The organism is Ferrovibrio sp. GW821-FHT12F09 (assembly GCF_058806775.1).
In genome coordinates, this window is the sequence record NZ_JBXAPZ010000001.1 from 2,093,847 (window position 1) to 2,107,665 (window position 13,819).

The 13,819-nt window shown below is 65.0% G+C and carries 11 protein-coding genes; 6 read left to right on the top strand and 5 right to left on the bottom strand.

Annotated elements, in window-relative coordinates:
- Window positions 1–74: 74 nt before the first annotated feature.
- Window positions 75–470, bottom strand: a complete 396-nt coding sequence (locus AC1ROB_RS10380; RefSeq protein ID WP_492971253.1) for a helix-turn-helix domain-containing protein — start codon at window positions 468–470, stop codon at window positions 75–77.
- Between the two features lie 456 nt (window positions 471–926).
- Between AC1ROB_RS10380 and AC1ROB_RS10385 the strand changes: the two genes are divergently transcribed.
- Genes AC1ROB_RS10385 through AC1ROB_RS10400 form a run of 4 tightly spaced genes read left to right on the top strand, consistent with a single transcriptional unit; the run spans window position 927 to window position 6,255 of the window.
- Window positions 927–1,754, top strand: coding sequence for an outer membrane protein assembly factor BamD (locus tag AC1ROB_RS10385; RefSeq protein ID WP_492972205.1), 828 nt, complete (start codon window positions 927–929; stop codon window positions 1,752–1,754).
- Between the two features lie 19 nt (window positions 1,755–1,773).
- On the top strand, window positions 1,774–3,456 hold the full coding sequence (recN, locus tag AC1ROB_RS10390) for a DNA repair protein RecN (RefSeq protein WP_492971252.1): 1,683 nt from the start codon (window positions 1,774–1,776) through the stop codon (window positions 3,454–3,456).
- Window positions 3,457–3,458: 2 nt separating this feature from the next.
- Complete coding sequence (gene ligA, locus AC1ROB_RS10395; protein WP_492971251.1) at window positions 3,459–5,564, top strand: NAD-dependent DNA ligase LigA; 2,106 nt, start codon at window positions 3,459–3,461, stop codon at window positions 5,562–5,564.
- A 4-nt stretch (window positions 5,565–5,568) separates the two neighbouring features.
- Window positions 5,569–6,255, top strand: a complete 687-nt coding sequence (locus tag AC1ROB_RS10400) for a 3'-5' exonuclease (protein WP_492971250.1) — start codon at window positions 5,569–5,571, stop codon at window positions 6,253–6,255.
- Here AC1ROB_RS10400 and AC1ROB_RS10405 read toward each other — a convergent pair.
- On the bottom strand, window positions 6,252–6,953 hold the full coding sequence (locus tag AC1ROB_RS10405; RefSeq protein ID WP_492971249.1) for a ribonuclease activity regulator RraA: 702 nt from the start codon (window positions 6,951–6,953) through the stop codon (window positions 6,252–6,254). The two genes, AC1ROB_RS10400 and AC1ROB_RS10405, sit on opposite strands and share 4 nt — an antisense overlap.
- A gap of 52 nt (window positions 6,954–7,005) precedes the next feature.
- Window positions 7,006–9,009, bottom strand: coding sequence for a M24 family metallopeptidase (locus AC1ROB_RS10410; RefSeq protein ID WP_492971248.1), 2,004 nt, complete (start codon window positions 9,007–9,009; stop codon window positions 7,006–7,008).
- Window positions 9,010–9,206: 197 nt separating this feature from the next.
- Between AC1ROB_RS10410 and AC1ROB_RS10415 the strand changes: the two genes are divergently transcribed.
- Window positions 9,207–9,560: a DUF1127 domain-containing protein gene (locus AC1ROB_RS10415; RefSeq protein WP_492971247.1), complete on the top strand. Its 354-nt coding sequence runs from the start codon at window positions 9,207–9,209 to the stop codon at window positions 9,558–9,560.
- A 382-nt stretch (window positions 9,561–9,942) separates the two neighbouring features.
- Window positions 9,943–10,443 carry a DUF1127 domain-containing protein gene (locus AC1ROB_RS10420; protein WP_492971246.1) on the top strand — a complete coding sequence of 167 codons (501 nt, stop codon included), beginning with the start codon at window positions 9,943–9,945 and terminating at the stop codon, window positions 10,441–10,443.
- Window positions 10,444–10,502: 59 nt separating this feature from the next.
- Here AC1ROB_RS10420 and AC1ROB_RS10425 read toward each other — a convergent pair whose 3' ends face one another.
- Window positions 10,503–11,399 carry a 50S ribosomal protein L11 methyltransferase gene (locus AC1ROB_RS10425; protein WP_492971245.1) on the bottom strand — a complete coding sequence of 299 codons (897 nt, stop codon included), beginning with the start codon at window positions 11,397–11,399 and terminating at the stop codon, window positions 10,503–10,505.
- 8 nt (window positions 11,400–11,407) lie between these two features.
- A complete protein-coding gene (locus AC1ROB_RS10430; protein ID WP_492971244.1) occupies window positions 11,408–13,753 on the bottom strand; it encodes an ATP-dependent helicase in 2,346 nt (781 codons plus the stop codon).
- Between the last annotated feature and the right edge of the window lie 66 nt (window positions 13,754–13,819).

Sequence of the window (13,819 nt, forward strand, 5' to 3'; positions counted from 1 at the left end):
CCTGCGCTTCAGACAAAGAAAAAGCCCCGCAGCTTTCACTGCGGGGCTTTTTTTAATTCCAGATCCGGGCGGGATCAGTCGGCGGTGCCGACTTCCTCATCCTTGTAACGGCTGGCGATGCTCTTGATCAGGCCGGCCACCGCGGAGCGGATGGTGGTGTCTTCGATATCGCTGAAATTGCGGACCAGCTCGATGGTGGAGCGGTTCTTGCCGCCATGTTCCATCGGCTTGCTTTCCAGGCGGGCTTCCAGGCCATCGAAGAAGAAGGACATGTCGACCTGCAGGCGCTGGGCCACCTCGAACAGGCGGCCGGCGCTGACGCGATTGGCGCCCGTCTCGTATTTCTGGACCTGCTGGTAGGAAATCTTCAGCGAGTTTGCCAGTTCTTCTTGGGTCAGCCCGAGTTCGGTACGGCGAGCCCGGATGCGTTCACCCACATACTCGTCGACGCGCGTTGCGATTTTACCCATCTGATGTCACCTCATGGCGCGGCCGGATCATCCCGGCCATCTCACTGTTCAACCCGGGCGGGTCAGCGCAGGCAATTCCGGCATCAGCCAGTCAGCCTGCGGATCAGCCATCGGAGGACCATTCTGACCGCTCAAAACCGCCACTTACTCGTGACGCGGGATTGAACCCAAGCGGAAACCGTCCGAAACCGAGTAACGATACATGTAATAGGCGAATTTGGCCCGGGTGGAAATCGTTCAGAAGTATAGGTTGTGTGTAATCAGAAAAAGCGCAGCAATAATGAATACATAGGCATTTCCACTCGCAAGGGCTGTACGAAAGGCGTAGGCCTCCCGGTCAGTTGCGGCGACAGCCGGGCCCCCATCCGGGGTATGGGGGCCGAATCAGGGCTATGCCGGGGCTGGCGGCGTTCTTGATTTTGGCCGGGGGCCATGCGACAGAATCCCGCCATGCCTATGTATCCACGCCCGGATTCGTCGCGGCTGTTTGCCGTCGCGCGCCACGCCGCTGCCGCCCTGCTATTGCTGGGCCTTGCCGCCTGTGGCGCCAAGGAAAAGCCCTATGTCGAGCGGCCGGTGGAGGACCTCTACAACATCGCCATGGATGCGACCGCCAACCAGGAATGGGAAGCGGCGGCCAAGGGTTTTGACGAGGTCGAGCGTCAGCATCCCTATTCGGTCTGGGCCAACAAGGCTCAGCTGATGGCGGCCTATGCCTACTATCAGCAGAACAACTATTCCGAAGCGATCTCGTCGGCCGAGCGGTTCATCCAGTTGCATCCGGGCAGCCGCGAGACGCCCTACGCCTATTATCTGGTGGCCATCAGCTATTACGAGCAGATCACCGATGTGGGCCGCGACCAGAAGATCACCCAGCAGGCGTTGTCCTCGCTTGAGGAAGTGGTGCGCCGCTATCCGACCAGCGAATACGCCCGTGACGCGCGCCTGAAGATCGATCTGACCCGCGACCATCTCGCCGGCAAGGAAATGACCATCGGCCGCTATTACCTGCGGCAGAAGCAGCAGATTGCCGCGATCAACCGCTTCAAGGTGGTGATCGAGAAATTCCAGACCACCAGCCATGTGCCGGAAGCGCTGCATCGCCTGGCCGAGGCCTATATGTCGCTCGGCATCGTCGAGGAAGCGCAGAATGTCGCCGCCGTGCTCGGCTACAACTATCCGGGCAGCGAATGGTATGTCGACACCTATACGCTGGTGACCGGCGAGGCTGTCCCGGGCACCACCAAGACCGCGGACAAGAAGTCCTGGTGGAATATTTTCTGACTTAACCGCGGGCTCATTCATGCTGACCAGTCTCGGCGTCCGCGACATTGTCCTGATCGAGAAACTTGATCTCGCCTGCGAGTCCGGGCTTGGCGTGCTCACCGGCGAAACCGGTGCCGGCAAGTCGATCCTGCTCGATGCGCTGGGGCTGGCGCTCGGCCGCCGCGCCGATGCGGCACTGGTGCGCAGCGGCGCCGCCCAGGGCGTGGTGACGGCCAGCTTCGACCTGCCGGCGAAACATCCTGTGCATGGCATCCTCTCGGAACAGGCGCTGGAAGGCGCCGAGGAGCTGGTGCTGCGCCGCGTGGTCGGCCAGGACGGCAAGAGCCGCGCCTTCGTCAACGACCAGGCGGTCAGCGTCGCGCTGCTGCGCCGCATCGGCGACACGCTGGTGGAAATCCACGGCCAGAATGACGAGCAGGGCCTGACCGATGTCACCATCCATCGCGCCCTGCTGGATGACTATGCCGGGCTGGAAAAGGACGTGGCCGGCCTGCGCGAGGCGCATCAGGCCATGCGCGAAGCCGAGGCCGCGCTGGCGACGGCGCGCCAGACCGCCGAGCAGGCACGCCGCGAGGAAGATTTCCTGCGTCACGTGGTGGCCGAGCTGGAAGGCCTGAAGCCACAGCCGGGCGAGGATGCCGAACTGGCGGCCCAGCGCAGCCTGATGCAGTCGGGCGAGAAGCTCGCGGTGGCAATGCAGGAAGCGCAAAGCGCATTAGAACAGGGCGGTGGCGTCGATGCCCGCCTGCGCGCCTGCCTGCGTGCGCTGGAGCGCGTCGCCGACAAGGCGGCGGGCAAGCTCGATCCGGTGGTGACGCTGGCCGACCAGGTTCTGGTGCAGGCCGGCGAGCTGGCCGCGCTGCTGGACCAGACCGCGCGCGACCTCGACCTTGATCCGCAGAAGCTGGAGCGCGTGGAAGAGCGGCTGTTCGCGCTGCGCGCCGCCGCGCGCAAGCATAATGTCGCCGTCGATGCGCTGCCGGCGCTGACCGAACAGTATGTCGAGCGGCTGAACCTGATCGACAATACCGCCGCTTCGCTGGGCAAGCTGGAAAAAGCCGCCACGGCGGCGAAGGCCGCCTACCAGACGAAAGCCGAGGCGATCTCGGCGGCGCGGCGCAAGGCGGCCACCAAACTCGACAAGGCCGTGGCGGCGGAACTCAGCCCGCTCAAACTCGGCGCGGCGAAATTCTCCATCGCGGTCGAAGCCCTGCCGCCTGAACACTGGAGCCCGGAGGGCGCCGACCGCGTGCAGTTCCTGGCCGCCACCAATCCCGGCACCGCGCCGGGCTCGCTGGCCAAGATCGCATCGGGCGGCGAACTCAGCCGTTTCATGCTGGCGTTGCGCGTCGTGCTTGCCGGTCGCGGCTCGGCCGGCACGCTGATCTTCGACGAGGTCGATCGCGGTGTCGGCGGCGCCACGGCTGCCGCCGTAGGCCAGCGGCTGGCCATGCTGGCGGAAAAGGTGCAGGTGCTCGTCGTCACCCATTCGCCACAGGTAGCGGCGCGGGGCGACCAGCACTGGCGTATCGCCAAGCGCGAGGCCGGCAATGCCAAGAACCGCACCACGCTCACCGAAGTGGCGCCGCTCAATGCCGGCGACCGCCGCGAGGAAATCGCCCGCATGCTGGCCGGCGCCACCATCACCGATGCGGCCCGCGCCGCTGCCGACAGTCTGCTGGCCGGCCAGGACGCCTAAGCATGAGTCGGCAGCGCGAAAAGCCTGTGACGGACCTCAGCCCGCGTCAGGCCAAGCTGGAACACGCCCGGCTGGAAGAAGAGATCGCCGCCCATGACACGCGCTACCACCAGCAGGATGCGCCCAGCATCACCGATGCCGAATACGACGCGCTGAAAAAGCGCCTGCTGGAGATCGAGGCGCAGTTCCCCGATCTGAAGACCATGCTGGGCGTCTCCAGTCGCGTCGGCGCGGCGCCGGCAGCGGGGTTTGCCAAGGTGCGGCACAGCAAACCGATGCTGTCGCTCGACAATGCCTTTGCCGAAGAGGATGTCGCCGATTTCCTCGGCCGCATCCGCCGCTTCCTCAACCTGAAAGAGGGCGACGATCTCACCCTGATCGCCGAACCCAAGATCGACGGCCTTTCCGCGTCCCTGCGTTACGAGGGTGGCGAACTGGTACGCGCCGCCACCCGCGGCGATGGCCAGGAAGGCGAGGATATCACCGCCAATATCCGTACGCTGAAGCAGGACGTGCCGCATAAGCTGAGTGGCAAGGGCTGGCCCGATGTGCTGGAGGTACGCGGCGAGGTCTATATGACGCGCACCGATTTTCTGAAGCTGAACGAAGCTCAGGAAGCGGCGGGCCAGAAGATCTTCGCCAATCCGCGCAATGCCGCCGCCGGCTCTCTGCGCCAGCTCGATCCGAAAATCACGGAAAAACGCCCGCTGCGTTTCTTCGGCTATTCCTGGGGCGAGGTCTCCGAGCCCTTCACCGGGACGCTCGGCGATGTGCGCAAGAAGCTCGACGGCTGGGGCTTCACGCTCAATCCCCATGTCGTGGCCTGTCACAGCGTTGCCGACCTGATGGCCTATTACAACGACATCGCGGCGAGGCGTGCCAAACTCGCCTTCGATATCGATGGCGTGGTCTACAAGGTAGACCGCCTCGACTGGCAGGAGCGGCTCGGCTTTGTCAGCCGTAGCCCGCGTTGGGCCATCGCCCATAAATTCCCCGCCGAGCAGGCGCAGACGATTCTGGAAAATATCGACATCCAGGTCGGCCGCACCGGCACGCTCACCCCGGTGGCCAAGCTGAAGCCGGTGAATGTCGGCGGCGTTCTGGTCTCGAATGCCACGTTGCATAACGAGGACGAAATCCAGCGCAAGGATGTGCGCGTCGGCGACACGGTGATTATCCAGCGTGCCGGCGACGTCATCCCGCAGGTCGTCAGCGTTGTGCTGGAGAAACGCCCGAAGGGCGCAAAGGAATTCGATTTCCCCAAAATCTGTCCCGTCTGCAAGCAGCCGGCCGAACGCGAAGTCGATGCCGCCGGCGCCGAGGATGTGCGCCGCCGCTGCACCGGCGGCATCAGCTGCCCGGCCCAGGCGACGGAAGGCCTGCGCCATTTCGTCTCGCGCAATGCCTTCGATATCGAAGGCATCGGCGAAAAGCAGATCGCCGCCTTCTATGAATGGGGCTGGGTCAAGGAACCGTCCGATATTTTCAGGTTGCCGAAGAAGCACGCCGCCGAGTTGCGCAAGAAGGAAGGTTATGGCGATACCTCGGTCGATAACCTGATACGGTCGATCGACCAGCGCCGCATCATCGGGTTTGACCGTTTCCTGTTTGCGCTCGGCATCCGTCATGTCGGTCAGGAACGCGCCCGTCTGGTGGCCATGCATTACGAAACACCGCAGAAATGGCTGGAGGCTATGGACGCCGCGCAGGATCGCCATGGCGAAGCCTGGAGCGACCTCAACAGCATCGACAAGATGGGCGATGTGGTGGCCGAGGCCATCCTTGCCTTTGCCACCCGCAAGCAGAGCCGGCAGGTGATCGATCACCTGCTGCAGGAACTGACCGAGGTGGTGCCGCCCGAGAAACCGGCGACGGATTCCGCCGTGGCCGGCAAGACGGTGGTGTTTACCGGCTCGCTCGAAAAATTCACCCGCGACGAAGCCAAGGCGCGGGCGCTGGCGCTCGGCGCCAAGGTCGCCGGTTCGGTCTCGAAGAAGACCGACTATCTGGTGGCCGGGCCGGGCGCCGGCAGCAAGCTGGCCGAGGCGCAGAAGCATGGCGTCGCCGTCTTGAGCGAAGACGACTGGCTCAACCTGATCGGCGGCTGAGCCGATGCTGCAACAGCGGCAGATTCCACCGCTTGCCGACACCGCAGGCGCCAGTGCTATCGCGCTGGATTTCGAGACGGCCAACGCATCGGCCGGCAGCATCTGTTCCATCGGCCTGGCCTGGATCAGCGAAGGGCAGGTGAGCCATACGGCGCATCGCCTGGTGCGGCCCCATGACATGCGCTTCAATCCCTGGCATGTCGCCATCCATGGCATCGAGCCGCATCAGGTGGAAGACGAGCCGGAATTCCCCGCCATCTGGGACGAACTGCTGCCGCATCTGGAAGCCACGCCGCTGCTGCTGGCCCATAACGCGCCCTTCGATATCGGCGTGCTGCGCGGCGCGCTCCGGCATTACGGCCTGGCGCAGCCGACGCTGTCCTATCTCTGCACGGTGAAGATCGCGCGCGCCGCCTGGCCGCAGCTGGAGAATCACAAGCTGCCGACCGTGGCCGGGCATCTGGGGCTGGAGCTGGTCCATCATGCCGCCGACAGCGACGCCGCCGCCTGCGCCGGCATCGCCATCCGCGCCACAGCAGAAGCCGAAGCTCCCAGCCTGACCGATGCGCTGTCGCGCTGGAGCATCCGCGCCGGCCGGCTTGAGCCGGGCTATCACGAAGCCTGCTCGACGCTGAGCGACCGTGCCGGTTTCCGGCGCCAGCGCGGGCCGGCCTGGCTGCGGCGGCTCTAGCCCTTCTTCATGTCGGCTTCGTAGCGCGCCTTGGTTTCGGCATTGGGCGGATAGAGGCCGGGCAGGGCGAGGCCCTTGTCGACTTCGCCCATGATCCATGTCTCAAGTTTCTCTTGCTCCACCGATTCCGCCGTCACCTCGGTGACCAGCGCCTGCGGGATCAGCACGGCGCCATCGGCATCCAGCACGATCACATCGCCGGGATAGACGGCGACGCCGCCGCAGCCGATCGGTTCCTGCCAGTTCACAAAGGTCAGGCCGGCCACGGACGGCGGTGCGGCGACACCGTCGCACCAGACAGGCAGGCCGGTGCCAATCACGCCGGCGGCATCGCGCACCACGCCGTCGGTCACCAATGCAGCCACACCACGCTTCTGCATTCTGGCGCAGAGGATGTCGCCGAAGATGCCGGCATCGGTGATGCCCATGGCATCCACCACGGCAATGCAGCCCTCCGGCATGTCCTCGATGGCGCCGCGGGTCGAGCGCGACGAGGCCCAGCTGGCCGGCGTCGCCAGATCCTCGCGCGCCGGCACGAAGCGCAGCGTAAAGGCCTCGCCGACAATGCGCTTGCTTTGCGGCGTGAGCGGCTTGGCGCCACGCAGCCAGACATTGCGCAGGCCCTTTTTCAGCAGCACCGTGGTGAGCGTTGCGGTGGTCACCAGTTCCAGCGCCGCCTTGATCCGTGCATCCAGCATCGTGTTTCTCTCCCGGTTATCGTTTTTATGCGCCTAACGGCCCATCTGTTTTTTACGCGCCTAACGGCGCCGTCGCCTGCTTCATCCAGGCGCGCGTGGCATCGTCCACCAGCGGCGCGATCTCCTGCCAGACCAGGGCGTGATAGGCATCGATCCAGCCGACCTCGGCCGGCGTCAGCAGATCGAGCAGGATCAGGCGGCGGTCCAGCGGGGCGCGCGTCAGGGTCTCGAAGCCGAGCCAGCGCTTGCCGTTCTCGGCCTTCTCGGTCTCCACGCGCACGGCGACCAGGTTCTCGATGCGGATGCCATAGGCGCCGGTCTTGTAATAGCCCGGCTCGTTGGAGACGATCATCCCTGGCTGGAGAGGCACGGCAGTGCCAAGCTTGGCGATGCGCTGCGGACCTTCATGCACCGAGAGATAGCTGCCGACGCCATGGCCGGTGCCATGGTCGTAATCCAGCCCGATCTCCCACAGCGGCTTGCGCGCCAGCGCATCCAGCTGCTGGCCCGAAGTGCCATCGGGGAATTTCGCGGTCGCCAGTGCGATATGGCCGCGCAGCACGCGGGTGAAGCGGTCGCGCATCTCTTCGGTTGGTTCGCCCACCGCCACCGTGCGGGTGATGTCGGTGGTGCCGTCGGGATACTGGCCGCCGGAATCGACCAGGTAGAGGCTGTTGCGTACGAACGGTTTGTTGGTCGCCGCCGTCACCCGGTAATGCACGATGGCGCCATTCGGGCCGGCGCCCGAAATGGTGGAGAAAGAGAGGTCGCGCAGCTCGTTCGACAGGCGGCGGAAGCTCTGCAGCTTGTCGGCGGCCTTCAGTTCATCGAGCTCGCCCTTCATCGATTCCGCATCCAGCCAGGCGAGGAACTTGCTCACCGCGGCGCCGTCGCGGCGATGGGCGGCCCGGGTGCCCTCCAGCTCGGCGTCGGTCTTGCAGGCTTTCGGCAGCAGGCAGGGATCGTCGGCACGCAGCAGCGTCGCGCCGGCGGTTTCCAGGCGCTGCAGCACATAACTGCCACTGGTGGCCGGATCGACCTGCACGGTCTTGCGGGCTTCGCCCAGCGCGGTCAGCGCCGGCGCAAAGGCCGAGGCATCATGCAGCCGCACATCGCCCAGGTGTTTGCGCACGTCGCCATCCAGCTTGCGGCTGTCGATATAAAGATCGACGGTGCCATCGTTGTGCAGGATCGCCATGGAAAGCGGAAGGGGCGTATGCGGCACATCGCTGCCACGGATATTGAGCAGCCAGGCAATCGATTCCGGCAGGGTCAGCACCACGGCATCGGCCTTGCGCTGTTTCACGCCGGCGGCGATCTCGCTGCGCTTGTCCTGCGGGCTGCGGCCGGCCAGCGTCAGGTCCTGCACGCGGACGGGACCCAGCGGCGGCGGCGGCTGGTCGGTCCAGACCGTATCGATGGGATTGCTCTCGGCCGGCACCAGCGCGGCGCCAATGGCCTCGCAGGCGGCGGCAAAGCCCTTCACGCTGCCTTCGGTATGCAGCCAGGGATCATAGGCCAGCTTGTCGCCGGCCTTCAGGTTGGCCTTCAGCCAGGCGCTGGCGGGCTCGTCGGTGACATGCAGGCGCTCGAACAGCGCGCCATCCACTTGGGCAGCCAGCTGCAGGGTGTAGCGACCATCGCTCCAGACGGCGGCTTTGTCGGTCAGCACGATGGCCAGGCCGGCCGAACCGGTGAATCCGCTGAGCCAGCTCAGGCGCCGGGCGCGCAGCGGCACATATTCGCTCTGGTATTCGTCGGTCAGCGGCACGATCAGGCCGGCGAGGCCTCGGTGGGCCAGTTCGGCGCGTAAGCTGGCCAGGCGTGCGGCCACGGCGGCGCGGTCCTCGATTGCGGCGGCATAGCGCGCGGCCAGTTCGGCCACCAGGCCGGCGGCCTTGTCGCGGGGCAGGGCGGCATCGGCCGGCAGCAGGGTCAGACCGGGAAAGCCGCCGAAGACGACCGGGGCGGCGGCGATGCCGCGCAGCCAGCCGGCCAGTGATTCGGGCAGGCCCGCGAGGAGGGTGGAAAGCGGGGCAGGCTGGTGCAGCGTCATGGTCTAACCCGTTGCTGTGTCATTGGAATTATGGAGCCCTCCGGGCCCGGAGTCCAGATCGAGCTATGCGTTTTCTGCAATACTGCGTAGGCAAACAATACATAGCTAAGTCATTGATTTTTAAAGGATGCAGTGCAATATTCTCGACGTGGCCGCGATGCAATGACTGCCCGGACCACCAGAACGGAGAGACTACCATGACCACCCTGCGCAACCAGACCGCTTTCGGCTATCCCGCTAACCTGAGCCCGCTGACTCAGGCCGAGGTTGAAGCTTACGCGCGTCGTATTCGCGCCGAAGCCATTGCCGACCTCGTTTATCGTGCCTGGACCGCCCTGAAGGGCACCAGCAGCCGCGTGAAGGCCCATCTGGCCCAGCAGCGCGCGATGCACGAGCTGAACGGCCTCGACGACGCCATGCTGCGTGACATCGGCCTCAACCGCTCGCAGATTCCGGCCGCCGTGGCCGGTCTGATCGAGCGCCCGCTGGTCGCCGCGGTGAACGAAAACACCGCGACCGTGACCCGCCTGGTGCCGCGCGAAGCCGCCTAAGGTTTTCAACGTTTTCTGATCGAGCCGGGGCGCAGTCCGTCCCCGAAGTCCTCCTCCCCCCCCCGTGGGGATGACGCGACCCGGTATCGATCAGGCAAAAGGCGCGGCTTCGGCCGCGCCTTTTTATTGTCTGCCGTCATTCCACTGATGCATAGCTGCAACAGAATCTGGTTTTTCGGACTGATTAATCAGCAGGCGGAAATATTAGGCAGCGGATCAAAAAATATACATAATTGATTTTGTTCAAAAATTTAACAATATTGCACTTGCAAAGTAAATGACGCAGTGCAATATTTGGGTCAGCCACACTGACGTACTTTAAGAATGCAAGGTCTGGCTGAGGAACACCCGGGGCGGCTTTTCCAACGTGAAGGAGATAGCCATGCAAACCCCGCGCGCTACACAGATTACCCCCACCACCATCAACAGCCTGCCGCATCTGTATCTCGGCCTGACGGACTATGTGCAGCTCGAGCGTGAGGCCCGTCGCGCCCGCGCCCGTATCATCGCGCTTGGCCTGACGCGGGCCTGGAAGGCCGTGTTCGGCCCGCCCAAGCCGGTCAGCACCCTGTCCGATTTCAGCCGCGCCGACCTGCTGGCGCTTGGCGTGCCGGCGAAAGACGTTCGCCTCGCGCTGGTCGGCCAGTCGCTCGGCAATCTGATCGCTTCGGTCTCGGAGCAGATTTCGGCCCTGTGGCAGCGTGCTGCCGCCGAAGCCGAACTGCGCGGCCTGGACGATCGCACCCTGCATGACATGGGTCTGAGCCGTTCGGATATTCCGGCGGCGGTTGCCGGCGAGATGTATCGTGGCGAGCCGTCGAACGAGAATGCCGGCGAAGCCAAGGTCCAGGTGCTGAAGCAGAAGCAGGTCGTCGCCGCCTAAGCGGCGACGATGCGGCGCCGCGCGATCAGGCGCGGCGCTTGAAGGCGGCCGCCCGCGTGTTAAGCGCGGCGCTTGAAGACGAGTGTGTGCCAGCCTTCGCGCGGGATTCGCCGCGCAAGAGTAAGACCCGTTGCCCGGTAACGGGCGACGATCAGGCGCTCTTCCCTGGCCAGCAGGCCGGAGAGCACCAGCTGGCCGCCTGCGGCCACCAGCCGGCTCAGGCCCGTCGCCATATGGCACAACGGCTCGGCCAGGATATTCGCCACCACCAGATCGTAAGGCCCGCGCGTCGTCAGCCGCGGATCCTCCGGACGGCTCGCCGTCAGCGCCGCGATACGGGCGCTGAGCCCGTTCAGCTTCACATTGTCGCGCGTCACATCCACCGCCACCGGATCGATATCGGCGGCGACGATCTGCTTGGCGCCGGCTTTCGCCGCAGCCATCGCCAGCACGCCCGATCCGGTGCCCATGTCCAGCATGCGCGCCGGCGGCTGCACGCGGCAGAGATCGGCGATGGCCAGCAGGCAGCCGAAGGTGGAGGGCGCGCGCCCGGTGCCAAAGGCCAGCCCGGCATCCAGCAGGATGCTCAAACTGCCCGGCGGAATCGCATCCGCGTCATAGGCGCCATAGAGGAAGAACCGCCCGGCATGGATCGGCGCATTCAGCTTGTTGGTATGGCGCACCCAGTCATTGGCCGGCAGATGCCCGAAGCGGATGGCGGCGGCGATGCCCAGTCCGGCGGCGATATCCTTCAGGCGGCGGCGCCAGTCTTTCTGATCCGGCGGTGCGTCGAACAGCACCTGCACGCGCCAGTCCGGGCTCATCGCCAGGCCGGGCCTGGGCACTTCATAGGACGACACGGCCAGGCCGGCCTCGCCCAGCATCTCTTCGGCGGCGGCGACCAGATCGACCGGCACATCCAGTTCGGCCGACCAGAATTCAGGGGAGACAGGCATGCAGGCGGTCAGGCTTTCTCGACGAAGGAGGAGATGACGCGCTTCTCGCCGGCCTTTTCGAAGCCGACCACCAGCTTGTTGCCATCCATGCTGCGGATCTTGCCGTAGCCGAATTTCAGATGGAAGACGCGGTCGCCAACATTGAAGCCGGTGTCATCGGGGCTGCGCTGCACCACGTCGTCGTCGCTGATGCGGCGGGCCCGGCCTTCGATCACACCGCCCTTGATCATGTTGGGCGTCTTCTTGCGCGAGAAATCCCAGCTGGTGCCCTGGTAGCTGCTGCGCGTGGCCGCGGCCTCTTCGCTAAAGCCGCCGCCGATATAGCCAATGCCCTGGGCGCCGCGATAGAGGCCGGGCTGAGCACGCTGATCGACATGCTCGCGCGGCAGCTCATCCAGGAAGCGCGACGGGATCGCACTGGTCCATTGATTGTAGATGCGGCGGTTGGCGGCAAAGGTGATCTGCGCGCGCTTGCGGGCGCGGGTCAGGCCGACATAGGCGAGGCGACGTTCTTCCTCCAGGCCGGCGACGCCGTTGTTTTCCAGCGAGCGGCGGCTGGGAAACAGCTCTTCCTCCCAGCCGGGCAGGAAGACATGGTCGAATTCCAGGCCCTTCGCCGCATGCAGGGTCATCAGACTGACCATCTCGGCGTCTTCGTTATTCTCGGTGTCCATCACCAGCGCAACGTGATCGAGGAAGCCGGCAAAATTCTCGAATTCGCCGAGCGCGCCGATCAGCTCTTTCAGGTTTTCCAGCCGGCCGGGTGCCTCGGGCGACTTGTCGTCCTGCCACATCTGGATATAGCCGGATTCTTCCAGCACGATCTGCGCCACTTCCGTATGGGGCAGCTCGGCGGCCTGCCGGCGCCAGCGTTCGAAATCCTCCAGCAGCTTGCGCAGCGTGTTGCGCTGCTTGGGCTTGATCTCGTCGGTCTGCAGCAGGTCCTGCAGCGTGGCGGTCAGGGATTTCTGCGCCGCGCGCGCCAGCTTGTGCAGGGTCTGCATGGTGCTTTCGCCCAGGCCGCGCTTGGGCAGGTTGACGATGCGCTCGAAGGCCAGATCGTCATCGGGCTGCATCAGCACGCGCAGGTAAGCGATGGCATCGCGGATTTCGCGGCGCTCGTAAAACCGCAGACCGCCCACCACGCGGTATTTCACGCCGATGGTGAGGAAGCGTTCCTCAAACGCGCGGGTCTGGTGGCCGGCGCGCACCAGGATCGCCATCTGGTTCAGCGACACCTTGGCACGTTCCAGCGTTTCGATTTCCTCGCCCACCAGCCGGGCTTCCTCGTCGCCGTCCCATACGCCCTGCACGACGACCTTCTCGCCCTCGTTCAGGTCGGTCCACAGCGTCTTGCCCAGCCGGCTTTCGTTATGGGCGATCAGGCCAGATGCGGCGCCGAGGATATGCGGCGTCGAGCGGTAGTTGCGTTCCAGCCGCACGATTTTTGCGCCGGGGAAATCCTGCTCGAAGCGCAGGATGTTGCCGACCTCGGCGCCGCGCCAGCCATAGATCGACTGGTCGTCGTCGCCGACGCAGCAGATATTCTTGTGCGTCTGCGCCAGCAGCCGCAGCCACAGATACTGCGCCACGTTGGTGTCCTGGTATTCGTCCACCAGGATGTAGCGGAACTGGTGCTGGTATTTCTGCAGCACCTCGGCATGCTCGCGGAACAACGTCAGGTTATGCAGCAGCAGGTCGCCGAAGTCGCAGGCATTGAGCTGCAGCAGGCGCTGGCAGTAGAAGGCGTAAAGCTTGGCGCCGCGGCCCTCGGCAAACCCGGTCTCGCTCTCGGGAATCTTGCCCGGCACATAGCCGCGATCCTTCCAGCGGTCGAACTGGCCTTTCAGCATGCGCGGCGGCAGCTGCTTGTCATCCAGGCCTTCTGCCTCGATCAGCTGCTTGAGCAGCCGCAGCTGGTCGTCGTCGTCCAGGATGGTGAAATTCGGCTTCAGGCCCACCAGCTCGGCATGGCGGCGCAGGATGCGGTTGCAGATGCCGTGGAAGGTGCCGAGCCACAGGCCCTCGACCGCATTGCCGACCAGCTTTTCCACGCGCTCGCGCATTTCGCGGGCGGCCTTGTTGGTGAAGGTGACGGCCAGGATTTGGCTCGGCCAGGCCAGCCGGCGATACAGGATATGCGCCAGCCGCGAGACTAGCACGCGGGTTTTGCCGGTGCCGGCGCCAGCCAGCACCAGTAACGGCCCATCCAGATGATTGGCCGCCTCGCTCTGGGCTTCGTTCAGCTTGGTCAGCCAGTCGGGCGCCGGCATCGCTGCGGCGGTCACCGGGTCATTCGGTTCAGGACTATTTTCCGGCTCGAATCCGGAGAGATCGAAGGGGTCGGCGGACATGCCGCCTACATAGCGTAAGCGGGGAGGGCTGACCACCCCGCCGCCCATGCAGTGCAGCATAAGCCT

Bases quoted from the DNA above. Each gene is read 5' to 3' on its own strand.
- AC1ROB_RS10380 (WP_492971253.1), bottom strand. From the start codon at position 470: ATGGGTAAAATCGCAACGCGCGTCGACGAGTATGTGGGTGAACGCATC.
- AC1ROB_RS10385 (WP_492972205.1), top strand. From the start codon at position 927: ATGTATCCACGCCCGGATTCGTCGCGGCTGTTTGCCGTCGCGCGCCAC.
- recN (WP_492971252.1), top strand. From the start codon at position 1,774: ATGCTGACCAGTCTCGGCGTCCGCGACATTGTCCTGATCGAGAAACTT.
- ligA (WP_492971251.1), top strand. From the start codon at position 3,459: ATGAGTCGGCAGCGCGAAAAGCCTGTGACGGACCTCAGCCCGCGTCAG.
- AC1ROB_RS10400 (WP_492971250.1), top strand. From the start codon at position 5,569: ATGCTGCAACAGCGGCAGATTCCACCGCTTGCCGACACCGCAGGCGCC.
- AC1ROB_RS10405 (WP_492971249.1), bottom strand. From the start codon at position 6,953: ATGCTGGATGCACGGATCAAGGCGGCGCTGGAACTGGTGACCACCGCA.
- AC1ROB_RS10410 (WP_492971248.1), bottom strand. From the start codon at position 9,009: ATGACGCTGCACCAGCCTGCCCCGCTTTCCACCCTCCTCGCGGGCCTG.
- AC1ROB_RS10415 (WP_492971247.1), top strand. From the start codon at position 9,207: ATGACCACCCTGCGCAACCAGACCGCTTTCGGCTATCCCGCTAACCTG.
- AC1ROB_RS10420 (WP_492971246.1), top strand. From the start codon at position 9,943: ATGCAAACCCCGCGCGCTACACAGATTACCCCCACCACCATCAACAGC.
- AC1ROB_RS10425 (WP_492971245.1), bottom strand. From the start codon at position 11,399: ATGCCTGTCTCCCCTGAATTCTGGTCGGCCGAACTGGATGTGCCGGTC.
- AC1ROB_RS10430 (WP_492971244.1), bottom strand. From the start codon at position 13,753: ATGTCCGCCGACCCCTTCGATCTCTCCGGATTCGAGCCGGAAAATAGT.